We start from the raw sequence: 16739 nt of genomic DNA, 5'->3' as shown, positions 1-16739 counted from the left end.
ACCTCCCTTTCTTTATACGCATATGGAAATAAGAGGTTTCAACTAAAAAAAGACAAGACTGCTTCTTGTCTTTGAAATCGCTAGTCTACAATTCTAATAAGTTTCAACATCCTTTTCGCAAGTCACTCATTGATCTACGGTGCGACTCATTAGCCCCAGCACAAACGAATGTCAAATCGATTTTTGATTTCGGCGAAAAAATGTTGCAAACAGCAATAAAACGTTGCTCAAAAGACTTGCCGCCCCTAACCAGACGAGCCATTCCGCCTTTGTCCCCCAGGAATATCCAATGATGATCAGAGCAATGCAGCTTGAGAAAAAGGGTCCTGTCCTGTCTAATTTTGTGCCGCGGCGAATGGTTTCCTTTGTCTGCAGGAATTTATCTTTTGCATGATAGAGCTTCTCCTTTCCTTTGATTTTAAAAGTTGTTGCTTTTACATAAAGATTATTTTTCATCATTTTCTCCTCCGTAGCGGCGTTTCTCAAATTCTCCGAGAATCTTTTCTGTATCTAATGAATTTCCTACGCCAAGCTGAATGTTTGCATTCTCCTCAAAACCGTCTTGTTCTTCACCGTCAAAACGGTAAAGCTTTTGCAGCAGCCGCCAAAATGTCGCAACCTCTTCGGCCGTAAACCGATGAAACAAGTCAGCCAAGAAATAGACGGACCTTTCGGAACAATCCACCAGCGCTTTCTTTCCTTCAGCGGTCATTTCAATATTAATAGAGCGTTTGTCTTTTTGATTTGGCACTGATTTAACATAGCCTTTTTTGATCAGACCTGTCATCAGCTTGTTGGCGGTCTGTTTGGTTGTGCCAAGCTTTTTGGAGATATTCGTAAGCGTGGCAGTTTCAGTCGGCAAATGCGCGATGGCGATGAGTGCCATGTGTTGCCTCGAAGTTAATATTTCCATGTATTCGTCACCTCGGGTTTGCACCTTATTGACAACTGAAAACAATGTCGCATAGCTTTGCTGCATCAAATGTAATTCGTTGATTAAGCTGTTGGTATCCATTTGTTCTCTCCTTTGAATATAGTCAATATGCTGACGAATATACAATACTCTTACTCGTTAATTTTGTCAACATGGTGACTATTTTTTCGTGATTGATCAATTGGACATTCCGTTTTACACTATTTAATTATCTGATAATTAAAAATATAGGATGAGAATAGGGGGAATATAATGAATTCTTCACTCATTTCAGCGGATGATGAATGGATGCTTTGGGGGTTTATTGCGGTGTGGGCGGCGGTGAGTATTTATTTGGAGCAGCGGTATCGCTGGGCTGCGGCAGTATCGGGGGCTGTACTGGCGCTGGGCGGATCGATGCTGTTTACAAATGCGGGGATTCTACCGGCCGAGTCGCCCGTCTATGATGCGGTGTGGTCCTATGTTGTTCCGCTTGCGATACCTTTGCTGCTTTTTCAAATCAATGTGCGGAAGATCCTGAAAGAAAGCGGCAGGCTTTTGATGATCTTTTGCATCAGCGCCCTGGGCACTGCTGCCGGAAGCGTGATTGCTTTTTTTCTGTTTAAGCAGCAGATTCCGCACCTTGACCAAATCGGCGGGATGATCAGTGCCTCTTATATCGGCGGAGGCGTGAATTTTGCGGCGATGGCCGCGAAGTTCTCAACTCCCGGTGAATATGTATCATCGACGGTGGTTGCGGATAATTTTATGATGGCTCTTCTTTTTTTCATTTTAATGGGGATACCGGCGCTTAAATGGTTTCAAAAGCGCTTTGGCGTTCCTGAAGAGACGGCCGGCAGCAAAAATCAGGCGGAAGCCTATTGGAAAAGAAAAGAGATGTCCTTGCAGGACATTGCTTTAAACATCGGAACCGCCTTCGCGATCGTTGCTGTGTCTGTAAAAACAGCGGCCTTTTTCAAAGAGCGTTTTTCTTCTGACGGCGGGTTTCAGTTTCTTGCCTTTATCTTGGGTGACCAGTTCCTGCTGCTGACGACGCTGACAATTTTGCTGACAATCGCCTTTCCCCGCTATTTTGAACGGCTGCGCGGCACACAGGAAATCGGGACTTATTTGATTTACTTATTCTTTGTGGTGATCGGCATTCCGGCAGACTTGCGGATCATTCTCATGAACGCACCGCTCCTTTTGGCATTTGTGTTTGTGGTTGCCATGTCCAACCTGCTCGTAACGCTTGCCGCAGGAAAGCTGTTGCGTTTTCGGCTCGAGGAAATTCTCTTGGCCTGCAACGCATCTGTCGGCGGTCCGACAACAGCGGCGGCGATGGCGATCGCCAAAGGCTGGCAGAGCCTCGTCGCTCCGGTTATGCTGGTCGGGACGTTCGGATATCTGATCGGCAATTATGTCGGCACCCTCTTGGGCACATGGTTTTCTACCCTGGTTTAAACGCAAAAAAAGCCGCAGATTCCCTGAAGAGTCTGCGGCTTCTTTTATGATCGGGCGAACGCTCCGGATACGGCTTCCAATGCACGGGCAAAATCGGCCTGCAAATCATCGGCATGTTCCACACCGACGCTCAGCCGCAGAAGGCCGTCGGTAATCCCCCGTTTTTCCCGCTCTTCTTTCGGCATAGCGGCGTGTGACATTTTTGCCGGATAGGAAAGGATCGACTCCACAGCGCCGAGACTGACGGCAAAGACCGGAAGAGAGACGCGTTCCACAATCTTTTTCACGGCTTCTGCATTCTCCAGCTCGAACGAAAGGACGGCGCCGGCGCCATATGACTGGTGCCTGTGAACTGACGCACCCGGATGCGAAGACAGCCCCGGATAATACACTTGTTTGACGGCCGGATGCTTTTCAAAAAATTCAGCGAGCTGCTGAGCTGTTCGAGATGCTTTTTCAAGCCGAACCTGCAGTGTTTTCAGCCCTCTCAGCACAAGCCAGCAGTCTTGGACGCCGAGAACAGCGCCGAACGAATTTTGCAGCTTATAAAGTTCTTCCCCGAGCTTTTTGTCTTTCACAACGGCAAGTCCTGATAATACGTCGCTGTGTCCGCTTAAAAACTTCGTCGCGCTGTGTAGCACAACATCGACGCCGAGCTCGAGCGGCCGCTGCAGCGCCGGGGTCATAAACGTGTTGTCAAGAAACGTCAGACAGCCGTGCGCCTTGGCAAGCTTGACGACGCCTCTGATATCCGTAATGCCGAGCGTCGGATTTGACGGTGTTTCAAGGTAGATGACTTTTGTATTTTCCCTTATGTTTAAAGCAATTTCATTTAAATCCGTCATATCGACGAAAGTATGTTCAATCCCGAAGCGGCTCAGCACTTCCGTAATCATCCGGTAAGTGCCGCCGTACACATCTTTTGTGACAAGCACGTGATCGCCCTTTGACAAAAGCAGAAAGGCGGTGGAAATCGCGGCCATTCCGGATGAAAAAGCAAATCCCCTCGTCCCTCCCTCAAGCTCGGCTATCGTGTCTTCAAGCGCCGTTCTTGTCGGTGTTCCTGACCGGCTGTAGTCATATTCGCCGAATTTGTCAAAAGAACCTTGATGAAAGGTTGAGGCGTGCTGGATCGGCACGCTGACGGCTCCGGTTGCTCCGTCCGTTTTATTTTGGTTATGAACAAGCCTTGTTTCAAGCGTCCAATTTTCATGACTCATGCGGAACCGCCTCCCCTTTTACTTTTTCCAGCGCAGCTTTTAGATCCTGCTTTAAATCGGAGACGTGTTCGATTCCGACTGAAAAGCGCAGAAGTCTGTTGCAGACGCCGTTTGCAATTCGGATGTCTTCCGGGATATCCATATGGGTCTGTGTCGCCGGATAGGTGATGAAGCTTTCGACTCCGCCGAGGCTTTCGGCGAAACAGATCGTCTTGAGATTTTTCAGCAACGGATTAACCCATTCTTCTTTTTGAACGCGGAATGACAGCATGCCGCCTTTTCCCGGATAAAGAACATCGGCAATTTCCTCCTGCTCTTCCAAAAAGGCCGCAAGTTCCCGCGCGTTTTCCTGATGCTGTCTCATCCTGAGAGCGAGCGTCTTCATCCCTCTCATTAAGAGCCATGAATCGAACGGCGATAAAACCGCGCCGATGGCGTTTTGGTGCTGGAACATTTCCTCAGACAGCTCTTCGCCTTTTGCAACGACAAGCCCCGCCAAAAGATCGTTATGACCGCCCAAATACTTCGTCGCGCTGTGAATGACAAGATCAGCGCCGAGCTCAATCGGCTTTTGCAGAACCGGTGTATAGAACGTATTGTCAACAATGAGCAGCAAGTCGTGCTCTTTGGCGATTTGCGCGATTTTTTGAATATCAGCTTCCTGCATGAGCGGATTTGTCGGCGTTTCTACAAACAGTGCCTTTGTATTGTTCGTGATTTTCGACTTGATACAGTCTTCGTCTGAAAAATCGTCGTAGAAAAAGCGAAGTCCGTATTTCTTCCATTCGTTTTCAAAAAGGCGGTACGTTCCCCCATATAAATCGGACGAAACGATGAGCTCATCCCCGCTTTGAAACAGAGCCATGATCGTCTGAATGGCAGCCATACCGGAACTGAACGCAAAGCCGCGCGTTCCCCCTTCGAGTTTCGCGATTGCATCTTCAACAAGCTGTCTTGTCGGATTTTTTGTGCGAATGTAATCAAACCCTGTGGATTCCCCGATCCCTTTGTGCCTGTACGCAGAAGAGAAATAAACGGGAGGATTGACAGTTCCCGTTATTTCATCACTGCGGTTGCCGATTTGCGCCAGCGTTGTTTGTACATGTTCAGTCATATGACACCATCCTTTTAAAAATAAAAAACCCCTTCTTCATAAGAAGAAGGGGGATTATGCGCTTCTTCTTATCTTCCAAGCATCTGCTTGCTGGATTTAGCACCTTGGTACACTGACATCGTCAGTGCAGACCGGTTGCTGAGGTTTCAAAGGGCCAGTCCCTCCACCTCTCGTGATAAGAATCTCTTCAATTTTCTGATTGTTCTTTACTTTAACCTAAGTCAAGACATTTTTCAAGGGTCATTTTTAAATCTTTCCTCATATTGAACATGGTATGATGAAACCAAACGACGGAACCGGAGGAATCAGATGCCAAAAACAGAGAGATTAATCGAATTGATGATGACCGTTCATACAAAACGAAAATTTACGGCCGGGGAGCTCGCAGCAGAATTCGGGGTTTCCTACCGCACGATTCTCCGCGATCTGGACGAGCTGAGCGCGCTCGGCGTCCCGATCTATTCTGAAACAGGCGCGAACGGAGGCTATTATTTGCTGAATGAACCTGTGCTTCCGCCGCTCTTTTTTACACAATCAGAGGCGGCGGCTATGTTTTTCGCGTATCAATCTCTGCAGTTTTTCGGATCGCTTCCCTTTGATGCGGAAACGCGGATGGTTTTAAAAAAGTTCTACCGCCACCTTCCCGCGGAAACACAGGAGCGGATTGATGCGATGAAAGACAGAATCGTGTTCTGGAATCCGCATCGTCCAAAAGCCGCCGAACATTTAGAAACGCTTCTTGATGCAGCCATCAATCAATCCGTTTTGACGGTCGTTTATGACGGAACTGACGATTGCGCGGAGAGATCCATCCAGCCCATCGGCTTGTTCAGCTGGAACGGCTTCTGGTACTGTCCGGCCTATTGCTTTAAAAGGCAGGCGTTCAGACTGTTCCGCGCCGACCGCATCCTTCGGGCGGAAAAAGCGGCCAGCCCGCTGGCCCGCCAGCTTCCCTATCCATCGGTTCTCAGCTGGATCAAACATTCGGAGAGCGAGTGCTCTGAACCGGTGCGGCTGCAAGCGGAACTGACACGCAGAGGAGCCAGGCGGGCTGCGGCTGATGTGGACTTATTCAAGATCCTCACCATGCGGGATGACGGGACGGGGGCGATCGATGCAAACCTCCCCAGACCAGAACTTGAGTATTTCGGGGAACTTTTGTGGAACCTCGGCACTGAGGCAACTGTCAAAGAACCCGCAGAAATCAAGCTTCAGCTGAAACGGAAGGCTGCTGACATTTTAGCAAGGTACGACTGACTTTTTTTAGAATCGTGACAAAGCCTGTCAGGATTAGGTGATACTTTTAGAATAAAGCAAAATGGAAAGGATGAAGCAAATGAAGCAAGTTCAAGCCCTGCGGAGCGATTTGTTCCACGAGATGGAGACGGGCATCCGCTCCACGTGTCATCTTCTGAAAAAAGTGAAGGAATCTGACTGGTCTTACCGGCCCGCCGACCGCATGCGAAGCCTGAAAGAACTGGCAAGCCATCTGACGGCCATCCCAGAAGCCGACATGGCTATCATGCAGGAAAAGGAAGAGGCCGCCATCTCCCGAATTGAAAAGAAGTATAGTGCATTGCAGTCGGCTGACCAAATGGCTGAAGCTATGCAGAAAGGATTCGCTGCTTTTCAAACGTATATGACTTCCCTCTCCGACGAGGAATTTTTGACGAAAAAAACAAAGCCGTTTTACCTTGATGAAGGGATGACCCAAAGCCGCTGGCTGACGGAAACGCTCACCCACGTCTTCCATCACAGGGCCCAGCTGTTTAATTATTTAAAACAGCTCGGCTATGACGTCAACATGTTCGATCTGTATCTTTAAAAGGTGTTCATATGAAGCTGCCTCTGACAAAAAAAGAACGGTCAAACTTAAGGACAGCCAAGGTAAAAATAAAAAACACGGCATATATGGATCTGTCCGTCCTTGCACATACGCTCGGTTCGTCTTTGGAGCGCGCCGCATACATCAAGGCGCTCGCCCAGTTTCAAACCGCTCCTTCCATCGGGCCGAAAATGGCGCAGTGCGCCGTTGACCTGGGCTACTATTCCCTTGGCGACATCAAGCATGAATCAGGTGCGGATTTGATCATCCGCCTCGAAAAACTGAAAGGCTACTGGGAAGATCCTTGTGCAGAAGATGCGCTGCGATGCATCGTCCATTATGCCAACGATCCCGAAAGCGCTAAAAGCTGGTGGGATTTCACAGAGGAAAGAAAAATGTACCGCGAACGCTGCGGATACCCTCCGGATAGACCGTCAACGCCCTGGTACGAAAAAAAACGGACATAAAAAATCACGGCTGCCGAACAGTTCGGCAGCCCTTTTCGCTTCTTTCACAAGAGAATTTCGTGTTAAAATGAATGGAAACGTTCACAAACATTATTTCTGGAGGAATTCATCTTGGCTATGAAAACAGGAGTCATTCAGGAGAAGAAGCTTTTTTCGGAAGAGCTCGGCGAGGAAATGGAGCTTCTCGTCTATTTGCCGTCATCCTTCTCGCCGCTTTACAAATATCATGTGATCATCGCACAGGATGGACATGACTATTTCCGCCTCGGGCGCATCAGCAGACAGGTGGAAGAACTGCTGGCGAACGGCGAAATCGAAAGAAGCATCATCATCGGCATTCCGTACAAAAACGTACAGGAAAGAAGGCTTACATACCATCCGGAAGGGTCAAAATTCGAAGCGTATAAACGTTTTTTGGCAAATGAACTCGTCCCTTTCGCCGACAGTGAGTACCCGACATACCAAGTCGGATCAGGCAGGACGCTGATCGGGGATTCGCTCGGAGGAACGGTTTCCCTCATGACGGCGCTTGACTATCCGAATATGTTCGGAAACGTCATTATGCAGTCACCTTATGTCGACCGCCATGTTCTCGATAAAGTGAAACAGTCCGATTCCCTGCAGCTTATTTCAATTTGCCACCAAATCGGAGAGAAAGAAACCGCCGTCAAAACGACTGATGATCAAATTTTGGATTTCACCGGTCCAAATGAGCAATTAAAAGAATTGCTTGAAGAAAAGCAGACAAACTACGATTTCAAAGCTTTCGACGGGGATCACAAGTGGACATACTGGCAGCCGCTCATCACCCCCGCTTTAAAAAAAATGCTGTAGCTCTCTGTATATCGGCCCATCTTTGATATACTAAACCATATCAATTGTTTAAGGAGGGAACAAAATGAAATACGGTATTGTGCTATTTCCATCAAAAAAACTTCAGGACATTGCAAATTCCTACCGAAAACGCTATGACCCGAATTACGCTTTAATTCCGCCCCACCTTACATTAAGAACACCTTTTGAAGTGTCCGAAGACGAGATCGCGAGCGTCGTAGGACACCTGAGGGAACTTTCAAAAGAGCTGAAACCGGTCACGCTGAAGATTACAAAATTCAGTTCCTTTGCCCCTGTCAATAATGTCATCTACATGAAAGCCGAACCGACAGAAGAATTGACGCAGCTTCATGAAAAAATGTACAGCGGCGTTTTGGAAGACAAACCCGAATATGCGTTTGTTCCCCATGTCACAGTCGCACAAAAGCTGTCAGATGATGAGCATTCCGACGTCCTCGGCACGCTGAAAATGAGAGACGCGTCGCACGAAGAAGTCATCGACCGCTTTCACCTGCTTTACCAATTGGACAACGGATCTTGGACCGTCTATGAAACTTTTATTTTAGGAGCGTGAAGAAAGCCAGTGGAAGCCGTCATTGTGAAGAATCAACAACAGCTTGAAGACGCCTTCTTTGTTAGAAAGGAAGTCTTTATCAAGGAGCAGCACGTATCACCGGAAGAAGAAATGGATCATCTCGATCAGGAATCTTCACATCTCGTCATCTATGACGGAAAAGAGCCGATCGGCGCTGGCCGGCTACGGCTTGTCGACAGCTATGGCAAACTTGAACGAATCTGTGTACTGAAAAGCCACCGCTCCCTCGGGATCGGCAACCTGATCATTCAGGCGCTTGAAGAGGAAGCCGCCAAGCAAGGCGCGGTTCAATTCATGCTGAACGCGCAGACACAGGCTGTTCCCTTTTACGAAAAACACGGCTATAAAGTCGTGTCTGAAGAATTTTTAGATGCGAATATCCCCCATGTCAAAATGGTCAAAAAGTAACCGTTCCGCTTTTTAAGCGGAACGGTTTTTCTTTTCCTCAGAAAACATTTCATAGTTTGTTCATCTTTTGTTTATCGTTTATTCAACATTGTCTATTAAAGTTGTTTCTAAGCTTTTACGAAGCCCTACACAAAATAGACGGGAGGTAAACAGCCGAATGCCGTTATGAACAAAAAAAACATCACCACACTCGCCCGTTTCGGGATAGTCGGAGCCGGAAACACACTCGTTGATTTCGCCGTGTTTTTCATCCTTACGTCCCTCCGCGTACCCTATCTGGCCGCACAGCTGTTTTCCTATTCGGCAGGCGTAGCAAACAGCTATATCTGGAATCGGACATGGACGTTTCAAGTAAAAGAAAAAGCGCATGGCGCGGAAATCGTCCGGTTTATCATAATCAATCTTGCAGCAGCGGGCGCTACATTTGTCCTTCTGTATATTTTTCAAAAAGCCGGCCTTTCCCTTTTTGTCAGCAAAATGTCCGCAACAGTCGCAGGAATGGCGATCAACTTTATCGGAAACAGGCTTTGGGTGTTTCAAGAACCCGGAACAGATTCATAAAAAAGACCAGGAGTGAATAACCATGAAAGTAAAAAAAGCAGTCATCCCAGCAGCCGGTTTGGGTACAAGGTTTTTGCCGGCAACAAAAGCGCAGCCGAAAGAAATGCTGCCGATTGTCGATAAACCGGCTATACAATATATCGTGGAAGAAGCTGTTCAATCAGGAATAGAAGACATCCTTATCATTACAGGAAGAAATAAGCGTTCGATTGAAGACCATTTTGACCGCTCTGTTGAACTGGAGCAAAACCTGTTCGCCAAAGGAAAAAATGATGTGTTAAAAGAGATACGCGACATCGCCGATATGGCGAATATTCATTATATCCGGCAAAAGGAGCCCCTCGGTCTCGGACATGCGGTGTTATCGGCCAAGCATTTCATCGGTGATGAGCCGTTTGCCGTCCTTCTCGGCGACGACATCATGGTGTCAGAAACGCCGGCGCTTCGGCAGCTGCTCGAAGTATTTGAAGAATATCAGACAGAAGTAATCGGCGTTCAGCCAGTCGATCCGGCGGACGTGAGCAAATACGGCATTATTCAGACGTCCGCGCAAAAGAACAAAGTATATCAAATTGACGATCTTGTGGAAAAGCCGTCTGTCAAAGAAGCCCCTTCAAATATCGCGGTTATGGGCCGCTATGTGCTGAGGCCTTCGATTTTCCCTGTGCTCGAACAAACGAAGCGCGGTGCGGGAAATGAAATTCAGCTGACTGACGCACTAAGGGAAATCTGCCGGGAACAGAGCATGTATGCGCGCAAATTGGAAGGAAGCCGCTTTGATATCGGCGACAAGCTGGGCAGTTTTAAAGCGAGTACGGAAATCGCTCTTATGCGGGACGAGATGCGGCCAAAACTGCTCGCCTACCTGGAAAGCGTCCTAAAAAAAGAGACGCAGAAAGGAGCATGGCAATGACATCCGTACTCGTTACAGGAGGAGCCGGATACATCGGCAGCCACACCGTACTCGAATTAACAAAGCAAAACCGCTCCGTCGTCGTGCTTGACAATTTATCTACCGGACACAGGGAAGCCGTCAGCGGGATCAGCTTTTACGAAGGCGACATCGGTGATGCGGCACTTGTCAAAGCCATCATCAAACATCATGATGTCGATGCTGTCATCCATTTCGCCGCCAAAAGCCTTGTGTCCGAATCGATCGAAAAGCCTGAGCTCTACTTTAGGGAAAACACGCTCAAGTCTTGTGCATTCTTCGAAACGGTCATCAAGGAAGGCGTCAAAAACATCGTCTTTTCGTCGACCGCCGCCGTATATGGCATCCCGGAGAACGTCCCGATCAAAGAGACAGCCCCCCTCTCCCCTGTCAATCCTTACGGGGAATCGAAGCTGATGATCGAAAAATACTTGCACTGGGTCGGGAAAACGCACGGTGTCAAATGGGCAGCCCTCCGCTACTTCAACGCGGCCGGCGCCGCTTTAAACGGAGCGATCGGCGAGGATCACGATCCTGAAAGCCATCTCATTCCCCTCGTCCTGCAGACGGCTTTGGGACAGCGAAAGCAGCTGTCCATTTTCGGAGATGATTACCCGACACCGGACGGAACATGCATCAGGGATTATATTCACGTCCTCGATCTGGCTTCCGCCCACCTGGCGGCTCTTGACAGGTTATATGAAGACAGACTGAAGCAAAATGTTTATAATGTAGGGACAGGAGCCGGACATTCCGTAAAAGAAATCATTGAAACCGCGGAAAACATGACAGAGCGAAGCATTGCAGCAAAAACGGACGAGCGCAGAGCGGGGGATCCGCCAGTGCTTGTGGCGGACAGCCGGACACTGATGGAAGATACCGGATGGAAGCCGCAATACAGCGATTTACAAACCATCATTCAAAGCGCGTGGCAATGGCACAGGGCGCATCCGGACGGTTTTTGAGATTCGCTTGTTTCCCGCGCGGACGGCAGGGAAACATCCCGGCGGCTGCTCCAACGTTCGGCTGATGAAATCAAAAGCAGGGAGAAAAAACGAAAATGGGAAGCATAGTGAATGATATTTTAATGTGGCTGACCGATCTTGGCTATTTCGGCATTGCAATCGGTTTAATGATCGAAATCATCCCGAGTGAAATCGTACTGGCCTACGGCGGATACTTGGTGTCAAGCGGCTCCATTACGATGACAGGGGCCGTGATCGCCGGCGTCATCGGGGGAACGATTGCTCAATTGTTTTTATACTGGATCGGCTATTACGGCGGAAGGCCGTTTTTATACAAATACGGAAAGTACTTATTGATCCAAAAGCATCACATTCAAACGGCCGAAAAATGGTTTGAGAAATACGGCGGAGGCGTTGTCTTTTCCGCCCGCTTCATTCCCGTGGTCAGGCACGCCATCTCCATTCCGGCAGGAATTGCGAAAATGCCGATTTTAAAATTCACGGGTCTGACCGTGCTGGCCATCATACCGTGGTCGATATTATTCGTCTACCTCGGCATACAGCTCGGCAGCCGGTGGGACCATGTTGAAAATGTGGCGAGAACGTACACGACTCCGATTATGATCGGAGCGGCCGCTATGATTATTCTGTATTTCGGACTCAAAAAACTGCGCAAAAAATAACGAAAACCCCGGTATAAAAGCCGGGGTTTGTTTCATCTTTCAAACGGACTCGTTAACGTAGCGTCCGCTTTCCGCCTTTTCCGCAACACGGCGGTTCAGCGTTTTTTTTCGCTTCTTTTCCAAGACCCGCCTAAAAGCCGCAGTCTGGTTTTCCTCTCTTTTTTCGACTTCGCGGTAGGCGCGCTCGCTTGGGATATTGGCGGTTTTTTGTATATGCGCATAGTTCGATTTTTGGCTGATGCTGCGATTGGCGTACTGTGTATATTGATCATGATGGACAGGCGGCAAATATCCCATTCGATCTCCTCCTCATCAGCTTTAATTCCCAAAAATCTACTGTTTTAAACGGTTTTCATTTGATATGATAGACGTTGTCTCATAACACTAGACGATTACCCATTAATTGGAGGACCTCTTTTTGAAATGCGCCCGATTCAATAACCGAGACATTCATATACATACATATTCGAGAGAACACCTGCAATTCCTCTTTGATGAAGCAAGAAAAGACAGAATCACGTGTAAACATTGCGGCTTGCCTCTCAGACTGAAATTGTCGATTCATGAAGAACCACATTTTTTCCACCGGGAAAACGGGGATTTTTCTCAATGTGAAGCAGCTTGCTTAAACGAGAAGACAGAGCAAACCAGACAGAACGACTATACAGAAAGCGGCGTGTTCCGTCTCCCGAAAGGCAAAGCGATCGGAGAGGAAAAGAAGACGGATGCGGACTTCTGGACGCCGCCTCGCGAAGCTTCCATCCATTCTCCTTTCTCCCCAGCAGAAGAAACGGCCCCGGAACCGGTCTTTCCGAATGTGCCGCTGAATGAGAAACAGCTTGCCGCCGTGACGGCCCCCGAAGAACCCCTTCTCGTTCTGGCCGGCGCGGGAAGCGGAAAAACACGGGTATTAACCGCGCGAGCGGCTTATATGATATCCCGGCTCGATATCCCGCCTTCCGCCATTTTGCTCGTCACATTCACGACAAAAGCCGTGAAAGAAATGAAAGAGCGGATGGCCTCGCAATACGGATTGCCGATGCAGACTGTGAACCGCCTCGTGACAGGCACCTTCCACAGCTTTTTCTACAAAATTCTTTATCACCATGATCCGGCAAGATGGAATGGCGAGCACCTGCTGAAATGGGAATGGCAAAAAGAACAATACATCAAAATGGCCCTTGCCGAAGAAGGGCTTGATGAAAAAGATTTTCCGGTTGATCAGGCGATCCAGCAGATCGGCTACTGGAAGAACGCTTATCTTCCGGGCGAACAGATTCCGCTGGAAGACGAATGGGAAAAGCGGGTTCACCGGCTGTACCGTCAATATGAAGAACAAAAAGCTGCGCGGCGCCAATTCGATTTCGACGATATGGCATCTGCATGCTGGCAGCTGTTTCAAGAACAGCCAGACATTTTAAAACGATATCAGACGCGCTTTCACGCGATTTTGATCGACGAATTTCAGGACATTAACCCTGTTCAGTATGCCATCATCAAGCTGTTGGCGAGCCCGGAAAACAACCTGACCTGTGTCGGGGATGATGACCAGTCAATCTACGCGTTCAGAGGCAGCAGCCCTTCTTTTATACTCGATTTTGAAAAAGATTATCCGAAGGCGAAAACGGTCCGCCTCACGACGAATTACAGATCGAGCCATCCGATTGTGGCAAGCGCCGATATGGTCGTGAGGAAAAATAAAAAGCGTTTTCCGAAAACATTAAGTGCCGCGAGAGATGACCGCCAAAAACCGCTTATATTTTATCCTTATGATGAAGAGGAAGAAGCGATTATGATCGTCTCTGATATCCAAGAAAAAATTGAAATGGGCGCTAAGCCTGATGACTTCGCCATTCTATACCGAACAAACAGCAGCGGGCGCGCAATCTTTGAACGTCTGCACCAGTCGGCTATTCCGTACACGGCTGAACAAGGCGTCCGGTCGTTTTACAGCAGGAGAATCGTCCGGCAGATGCTGGCTTATCTCTACTTAAGCCAAAATCAGGATGACGCGGAAGCCGTCAAACAGATTTTACCCGCCCTCTTTCTCAAGCAGTCCGCATTAAATACGCTTAAAGCGCTCTCGATTACCGAAGATTGCACGATGGTTCACGCGCTTGAAAAACTAACCGACATCAAACCGTTTCAACTCGATAAAATAAAGAAAATCGTTCCTTTTTTCACAGGCTTAAAAACGATGAAACCGGTTGAAGCAATCTCTTTCGCAGAGGAAAAAATGGGCTTTTCCGATTACTTGAAAAAGCGCGGTAACGAAGGAAACAAGCTCGAAAAAGGGTCTGACGATCTGCGGGATCTCAAAACAGCGGCAAAAAAATTCAAAACGATCCCCGAATTTCTTGAGCATGTCGATCATATGAGAGCAGCGGAAAAGCAAAAAGCTGACGGATACGGTGTTCAGCTTTTAACAATCCACCGTGCGAAAGGGCTTGAATTCAAAACGGTCTATATCCTGGGGGTGCAGGACGGCTCGATTCCGCATGACTTTGCCCTTGAGACAGCGAGAAAAGGCGACGAAACCGCTCTTGAAGAAGAGCGGAGGCTGCTGTATGTCGCCATGACCCGGGCCGAGGATCGTCTGTATATCAGCGTCCCTTCCGTCAGAAGGGGCAGAACGGCATACCGCTCAAGGTTTTTGCAGCCTGTTTTACGCCCGAATCCCCAGGTCCAGCTGCAATAAAAGACACCGTGCCCTCCTTTTATCGGAAGGCGCGGTGTTTATTTTTTGCTGTTCATCATTTTCGCGATCGTGTTGAAATCCATTTTTTCCTTGCCGCTTACAATGGATTCAACAATCTTATCTTCCATTTCCTTCGGAACCCGTTTGTTCGCCAATTTAGCGACACGCTTAATCACACTGCGGACCGTATTTTCATCCTTGAAGTTGGCATTTTGCAGCGAATTCGCAAGCTGCATGACCTCATTCATGCTGACGCCCGTTTTCTTTTCGATGTTTTTGAAAAATTGATTGTCCATACCTATGCCTCCTTTTTGGGAGTGATACGCTATCTTATGCATCTTTGAAAAGCCTTGTGCTTTTCCCGTTCAAAAAGAAGAGGGCCCGGCACACATGCCGTCGCCCTCTTCGCTTCAACTCAAAAACTAATATTTAAAAGAAGCGCCGACAATAATGAGAAGAATAAACAAGACAACGATCAATACAAACGTTGAACCATAGCCGCCGCCATAGCCTCCGCTGTAGCCGCCGCCGTAGCCTCCGCCACAAAAGCCCATCTAAAGCACCTCCTTTTCTCCCTACACGATATGACAGTTGATAGGATTCGCTTGGATTGATGCATAGGGCTTCCGTGGATTATTTATAGATGCCCGGCAGACTCACGTCCTCTCCCAGCCATTTTTCAGCATTCTCTGCAAACGCTTCGACCTGCCTGCCGAACTGTTCGGCAGAACGGTCAAATGTCTCCAGTTCCTTCTGCTGCTCAAAGATCACCCGGTCATGGCCGGCTTGCGTTTGATCGTGCTTGCGGCATATTGATTCAACCAGCTGTTCAAATACATTCATCGCTTTTCCCCCTTATGATGGTGTATGCATCAGAAGAAAAATTGGCAACAAAAAAACCGGACTGTATCCGGCTTTTTTTGATATTAATAGGTTCTCTTCTTTTTGCCGCATCCGCAGCCTTTTTTCTTCACTTTTTTTGAGAAAGTGGACTGATGATTGCTGGAAGCGTTCGTTAATCGGCCTTGCTGCCTTCTTTTCACTTGTCTCATTGCATTCCTTCCTTTCTCATGCTTATACGCCATTATATGAGTCTTCTTTTCATAAGTTGCCAATGATAAATCCCCATTCAATCGAGCCATTTGGACACGATCGTTTCCAGTACCCCAGCAAGGCCTGCTATGGCAAGCAGAAGAATCAGCCATTCGGCAATGGTCGGAACAAAGGCGTAAAGAACAAGCAAAAACGCGGTACACCACACACCCGTGCACCAATAACAGCTCAACAGCTCGCCGATCCACGCTCTCACGCCTTTTCCTTTCATGACAAGATACGTCTCGGTCTCTCCCGTTTTTTCGTTTTTTTCTTCAACCTCTTCGTGAAACAGGCTTCTAAACGGCGCCATGATCGTATCAAACACGACCAGCCGTGTCAGCCGAAATACCGCGATAGAAAATAGAATATATAAAAGCCAGCTTTGTATCACAGGGCTCCCCCTTTCCTGCTTCCAAATATATGCCGGAACCGGCTTGCCTAAAACAGCAAATTTGGGTGCTGAAATGTATGTTTTCCTCATTCCGCTAAGTTACCGGTCTGCATTTAATAAAGTGTGGATAAGAAAGGAGTGAAAGTTATGTCGTTTCATGAAAAAGCCGAAGCGCTGTACGCAAAAACATTTGACGAATTATACCGGGAATATGACCAGCTCATTGAAGTGATTGATTCCGAACATGTCACTGTAAACACGGCAAACATAACAGCAGCTCTCTCTTTACAAGCCACTGTGATCTCTTTGACGATTTTATCGGCTCAGCTTGCGATCGAAGACGAGGATACAGCAGACATCGTAACAGAACATGTTTTAGCCGTACACAGGCTGCAAAGCAGGAGAAGAGTCATCATCAAAGTCATCGGCAGCCGCAATGTCACCATTACGCTTTCCTCGCTGGAGATCCTGCTTTCCGTCCAAGTTTTAACCGAAGTGCTGATCGCGCTTATCACAGAGCTTGACATACTTTAAGCCTTCCTTTCTTTCTAATATTTTTTGAGAAATTGAGGTGA

Annotated in this window: 23 protein-coding genes and 1 riboswitch; of the genes, 13 read left to right on the top strand and 10 right to left on the bottom strand. The window is 48.0% G+C overall.

The genetic code is table 11. The annotated features are described in order from the left end of the window. Positions 1–171: 171 nt before the first annotated feature. Together MHH76_RS06865 and MHH76_RS06860 are read right to left on the bottom strand one after the other, a co-directional pair. A complete protein-coding gene (locus tag MHH76_RS06865) occupies positions 172–456 on the bottom strand; it encodes a hypothetical protein (protein ID WP_003180743.1) in 285 nt (94 codons plus the stop codon). Beyond that, a complete protein-coding gene (locus tag MHH76_RS06860) occupies positions 446–1015 on the bottom strand; it encodes a MarR family transcriptional regulator (protein ID WP_023856686.1) in 570 nt (189 codons plus the stop codon). The genes MHH76_RS06865 and MHH76_RS06860 overlap by 11 nt, the downstream gene beginning before the upstream one ends. A 171-nt stretch (positions 1016–1186) precedes the next feature. On the opposite strand from MHH76_RS06860, the gene MHH76_RS06855 reads away from it, so the two are divergent. Continuing rightward, positions 1187–2377: a DUF819 family protein gene (locus tag MHH76_RS06855; RefSeq protein ID WP_025811619.1), complete on the top strand. Its 1191-nt coding sequence runs from the start codon at positions 1187–1189 to the stop codon at positions 2375–2377. Between the two features lie 44 nt (positions 2378–2421). On the opposite strand, the gene metC is transcribed toward MHH76_RS06855, so the two are convergent. Further along, positions 2422–3597 carry a cystathionine beta-lyase gene (gene metC / locus MHH76_RS06850; RefSeq protein WP_020450974.1) on the bottom strand — a complete coding sequence of 392 codons (1176 nt, stop codon included), beginning with the start codon at positions 3595–3597 and terminating at the stop codon, positions 2422–2424. Beyond that, entirely contained in the window at positions 3587–4711 is a 1125-nt protein-coding gene (locus tag MHH76_RS06845; RefSeq protein ID WP_003180736.1) for a methionine biosynthesis PLP-dependent protein, read from the bottom strand. The genes metC and MHH76_RS06845 overlap by 11 nt, the downstream gene beginning before the upstream one ends. Before the next feature lie 65 nt (positions 4712–4776). Continuing rightward, a riboswitch (SAM riboswitch) is annotated at positions 4777–4893 on the bottom strand. Positions 4894–5020: 127 nt separating this feature from the next. Here MHH76_RS06845 and MHH76_RS06840 point away from each other — a divergent pair. The 10 genes from MHH76_RS06840 to MHH76_RS06795 all read left to right on the top strand — a co-directional run bounded on the left by MHH76_RS06840 (position 5021) and on the right by MHH76_RS06795 (position 11980). After that, complete coding sequence (locus MHH76_RS06840; protein WP_025811621.1) at positions 5021–5968, top strand: YafY family protein; 948 nt, start codon at positions 5021–5023, stop codon at positions 5966–5968. Between the two features lie 79 nt (positions 5969–6047). Continuing rightward, positions 6048–6536 carry a DinB family protein gene (locus tag MHH76_RS06835; RefSeq protein WP_003180734.1) on the top strand — a complete coding sequence of 163 codons (489 nt, stop codon included), beginning with the start codon at positions 6048–6050 and terminating at the stop codon, positions 6534–6536. An 11-nt stretch (positions 6537–6547) separates the two neighbouring features. Beyond that, the gene (locus MHH76_RS06830) at positions 6548–7003 is read left to right on the top strand and encodes a helix-hairpin-helix domain-containing protein (protein WP_003180732.1); all 456 of its coding nucleotides are present in this window, start codon (positions 6548–6550) and stop codon (positions 7001–7003) included. Positions 7004–7114: 111 nt separating this feature from the next. Next, on the top strand, positions 7115–7837 hold the full coding sequence (locus MHH76_RS06825) for an esterase family protein (RefSeq protein WP_003180731.1): 723 nt from the start codon (positions 7115–7117) through the stop codon (positions 7835–7837). Positions 7838–7901: 64 nt separating this feature from the next. Further along, positions 7902–8411: a YjcG family protein gene (locus MHH76_RS06820; RefSeq protein WP_003180728.1), complete on the top strand. Its 510-nt coding sequence runs from the start codon at positions 7902–7904 to the stop codon at positions 8409–8411. A gap of 9 nt (positions 8412–8420) precedes the next feature. After that, positions 8421–8840 carry a GNAT family N-acetyltransferase gene (locus MHH76_RS06815; RefSeq protein WP_025811623.1) on the top strand — a complete coding sequence of 140 codons (420 nt, stop codon included), beginning with the start codon at positions 8421–8423 and terminating at the stop codon, positions 8838–8840. Between the two features lie 165 nt (positions 8841–9005). Then, on the top strand, positions 9006–9401 hold the full coding sequence (locus tag MHH76_RS06810; protein ID WP_023856679.1) for a GtrA family protein: 396 nt from the start codon (positions 9006–9008) through the stop codon (positions 9399–9401). Between the two features lie 16 nt (positions 9402–9417). Beyond that, the gene (gene galU, locus MHH76_RS06805) at positions 9418–10314 is read left to right on the top strand and encodes a UTP--glucose-1-phosphate uridylyltransferase GalU (RefSeq protein WP_161513298.1); all 897 of its coding nucleotides are present in this window, start codon (positions 9418–9420) and stop codon (positions 10312–10314) included. Then, positions 10311–11297, top strand: a complete 987-nt coding sequence (gene galE, locus MHH76_RS06800) for a UDP-glucose 4-epimerase GalE (RefSeq protein ID WP_023856677.1) — start codon at positions 10311–10313, stop codon at positions 11295–11297. The genes galU and galE overlap by 4 nt, the downstream gene beginning before the upstream one ends. Before the next feature lie 95 nt (positions 11298–11392). After that, entirely contained in the window at positions 11393–11980 is a 588-nt protein-coding gene (locus tag MHH76_RS06795) for a DedA family protein (RefSeq protein WP_020450968.1), read from the top strand. A 39-nt stretch (positions 11981–12019) separates the two neighbouring features. On the opposite strand, the gene MHH76_RS06790 is transcribed toward MHH76_RS06795, so the two are convergent. After that, positions 12020–12277 (bottom strand): hypothetical protein, encoded by a 258-nt coding sequence (locus MHH76_RS06790; RefSeq protein ID WP_003180714.1) that lies wholly within the window; start codon positions 12275–12277, stop codon positions 12020–12022. 121 nt (positions 12278–12398) lie between these two features. On the opposite strand from MHH76_RS06790, the gene MHH76_RS06785 reads away from it, so the two are divergent. Next, positions 12399–14678, top strand: a complete 2280-nt coding sequence (locus tag MHH76_RS06785; RefSeq protein ID WP_025811628.1) for an ATP-dependent helicase — start codon at positions 12399–12401, stop codon at positions 14676–14678. 38 nt (positions 14679–14716) lie between these two features. Here MHH76_RS06785 and MHH76_RS06780 read toward each other — a convergent pair whose 3' ends face one another. The 5 genes from MHH76_RS06780 to MHH76_RS06760 all read right to left on the bottom strand — a co-directional run bounded on the left by MHH76_RS06780 (position 14717) and on the right by MHH76_RS06760 (position 16164). After that, positions 14717–14974, bottom strand: a complete 258-nt coding sequence (locus MHH76_RS06780; RefSeq protein WP_020450966.1) for a stage VI sporulation protein F — start codon at positions 14972–14974, stop codon at positions 14717–14719. Between the two features lie 126 nt (positions 14975–15100). Further along, positions 15101–15232 (bottom strand): YjcZ family sporulation protein, encoded by a 132-nt coding sequence (locus tag MHH76_RS06775; RefSeq protein WP_020450965.1) that lies wholly within the window; start codon positions 15230–15232, stop codon positions 15101–15103. 79 nt (positions 15233–15311) lie between these two features. Beyond that, complete coding sequence (locus tag MHH76_RS06770) at positions 15312–15521, bottom strand: hypothetical protein (protein ID WP_020450964.1); 210 nt, start codon at positions 15519–15521, stop codon at positions 15312–15314. Between the two features lie 83 nt (positions 15522–15604). After that, entirely contained in the window at positions 15605–15730 is a 126-nt protein-coding gene (locus MHH76_RS06765) for a hypothetical protein (protein ID WP_254926386.1), read from the bottom strand. Between the two features lie 77 nt (positions 15731–15807). Then, positions 15808–16164 carry a DUF1360 domain-containing protein gene (locus MHH76_RS06760; protein ID WP_003180704.1) on the bottom strand — a complete coding sequence of 119 codons (357 nt, stop codon included), beginning with the start codon at positions 16162–16164 and terminating at the stop codon, positions 15808–15810. A gap of 147 nt (positions 16165–16311) precedes the next feature. On the opposite strand from MHH76_RS06760, the gene MHH76_RS06755 reads away from it, so the two are divergent. Continuing rightward, positions 16312–16698, top strand: a complete 387-nt coding sequence (locus MHH76_RS06755) for a spore coat protein (RefSeq protein ID WP_020450962.1) — start codon at positions 16312–16314, stop codon at positions 16696–16698. Positions 16699–16739 lie beyond the last annotated feature (41 nt).

The organism is Bacillus sp. FSL L8-0193, from assembly GCF_037976065.1.
Classification (GTDB): domain Bacteria; phylum Bacillota; class Bacilli; order Bacillales; family Bacillaceae; genus Bacillus; species Bacillus paralicheniformis.
Note: the sequence above shows the minus strand (reverse complement) of the source record. Positions and strands in the feature narration are given on the sequence as shown.

What these genes read in the sequence shown, in the direction of transcription:
- MHH76_RS06855 (WP_025811619.1), top strand. Translation starts at nt 1,187, where the DNA reads ATGAATTCTTCACTCATTTCAGCGGATGATGAATGGATGCTTTGGGGG.
- MHH76_RS06765 (WP_254926386.1), bottom strand. Translation starts at nt 15,730, where the DNA reads ATGAGACAAGTGAAAAGAAGGCAGCAAGGCCGATTAACGAACGCTTCC.
- MHH76_RS06820 (WP_003180728.1), top strand. Translation starts at nt 7,902, where the DNA reads ATGAAATACGGTATTGTGCTATTTCCATCAAAAAAACTTCAGGACATT.
- MHH76_RS06845 (WP_003180736.1), bottom strand. Translation starts at nt 4,711, where the DNA reads ATGACTGAACATGTACAAACAACGCTGGCGCAAATCGGCAACCGCAGT.
- MHH76_RS06860 (WP_023856686.1), bottom strand. Translation starts at nt 1,015, where the DNA reads ATGGATACCAACAGCTTAATCAACGAATTACATTTGATGCAGCAAAGC.
- MHH76_RS06780 (WP_020450966.1), bottom strand. Translation starts at nt 14,974, where the DNA reads ATGGACAATCAATTTTTCAAAAACATCGAAAAGAAAACGGGCGTCAGC.
- MHH76_RS06755 (WP_020450962.1), top strand. Translation starts at nt 16,312, where the DNA reads ATGTCGTTTCATGAAAAAGCCGAAGCGCTGTACGCAAAAACATTTGAC.
- MHH76_RS06865 (WP_003180743.1), bottom strand. Translation starts at nt 456, where the DNA reads ATGAAAAATAATCTTTATGTAAAAGCAACAACTTTTAAAATCAAAGGA.
- MHH76_RS06790 (WP_003180714.1), bottom strand. Translation starts at nt 12,277, where the DNA reads ATGGGATATTTGCCGCCTGTCCATCATGATCAATATACACAGTACGCC.
- MHH76_RS06775 (WP_020450965.1), bottom strand. Translation starts at nt 15,232, where the DNA reads ATGGGCTTTTGTGGCGGAGGCTACGGCGGCGGCTACAGCGGAGGCTAT.
- MHH76_RS06795 (WP_020450968.1), top strand. Translation starts at nt 11,393, where the DNA reads ATGGGAAGCATAGTGAATGATATTTTAATGTGGCTGACCGATCTTGGC.
- MHH76_RS06840 (WP_025811621.1), top strand. Translation starts at nt 5,021, where the DNA reads ATGCCAAAAACAGAGAGATTAATCGAATTGATGATGACCGTTCATACA.
- MHH76_RS06835 (WP_003180734.1), top strand. Translation starts at nt 6,048, where the DNA reads ATGAAGCAAGTTCAAGCCCTGCGGAGCGATTTGTTCCACGAGATGGAG.
- MHH76_RS06770 (WP_020450964.1), bottom strand. Translation starts at nt 15,521, where the DNA reads ATGAATGTATTTGAACAGCTGGTTGAATCAATATGCCGCAAGCACGAT.
- MHH76_RS06810 (WP_023856679.1), top strand. Translation starts at nt 9,006, where the DNA reads ATGAACAAAAAAAACATCACCACACTCGCCCGTTTCGGGATAGTCGGA.
- galE (WP_023856677.1), top strand. Translation starts at nt 10,311, where the DNA reads ATGACATCCGTACTCGTTACAGGAGGAGCCGGATACATCGGCAGCCAC.
- MHH76_RS06830 (WP_003180732.1), top strand. Translation starts at nt 6,548, where the DNA reads ATGAAGCTGCCTCTGACAAAAAAAGAACGGTCAAACTTAAGGACAGCC.
- metC (WP_020450974.1), bottom strand. Translation starts at nt 3,597, where the DNA reads ATGAGTCATGAAAATTGGACGCTTGAAACAAGGCTTGTTCATAACCAA.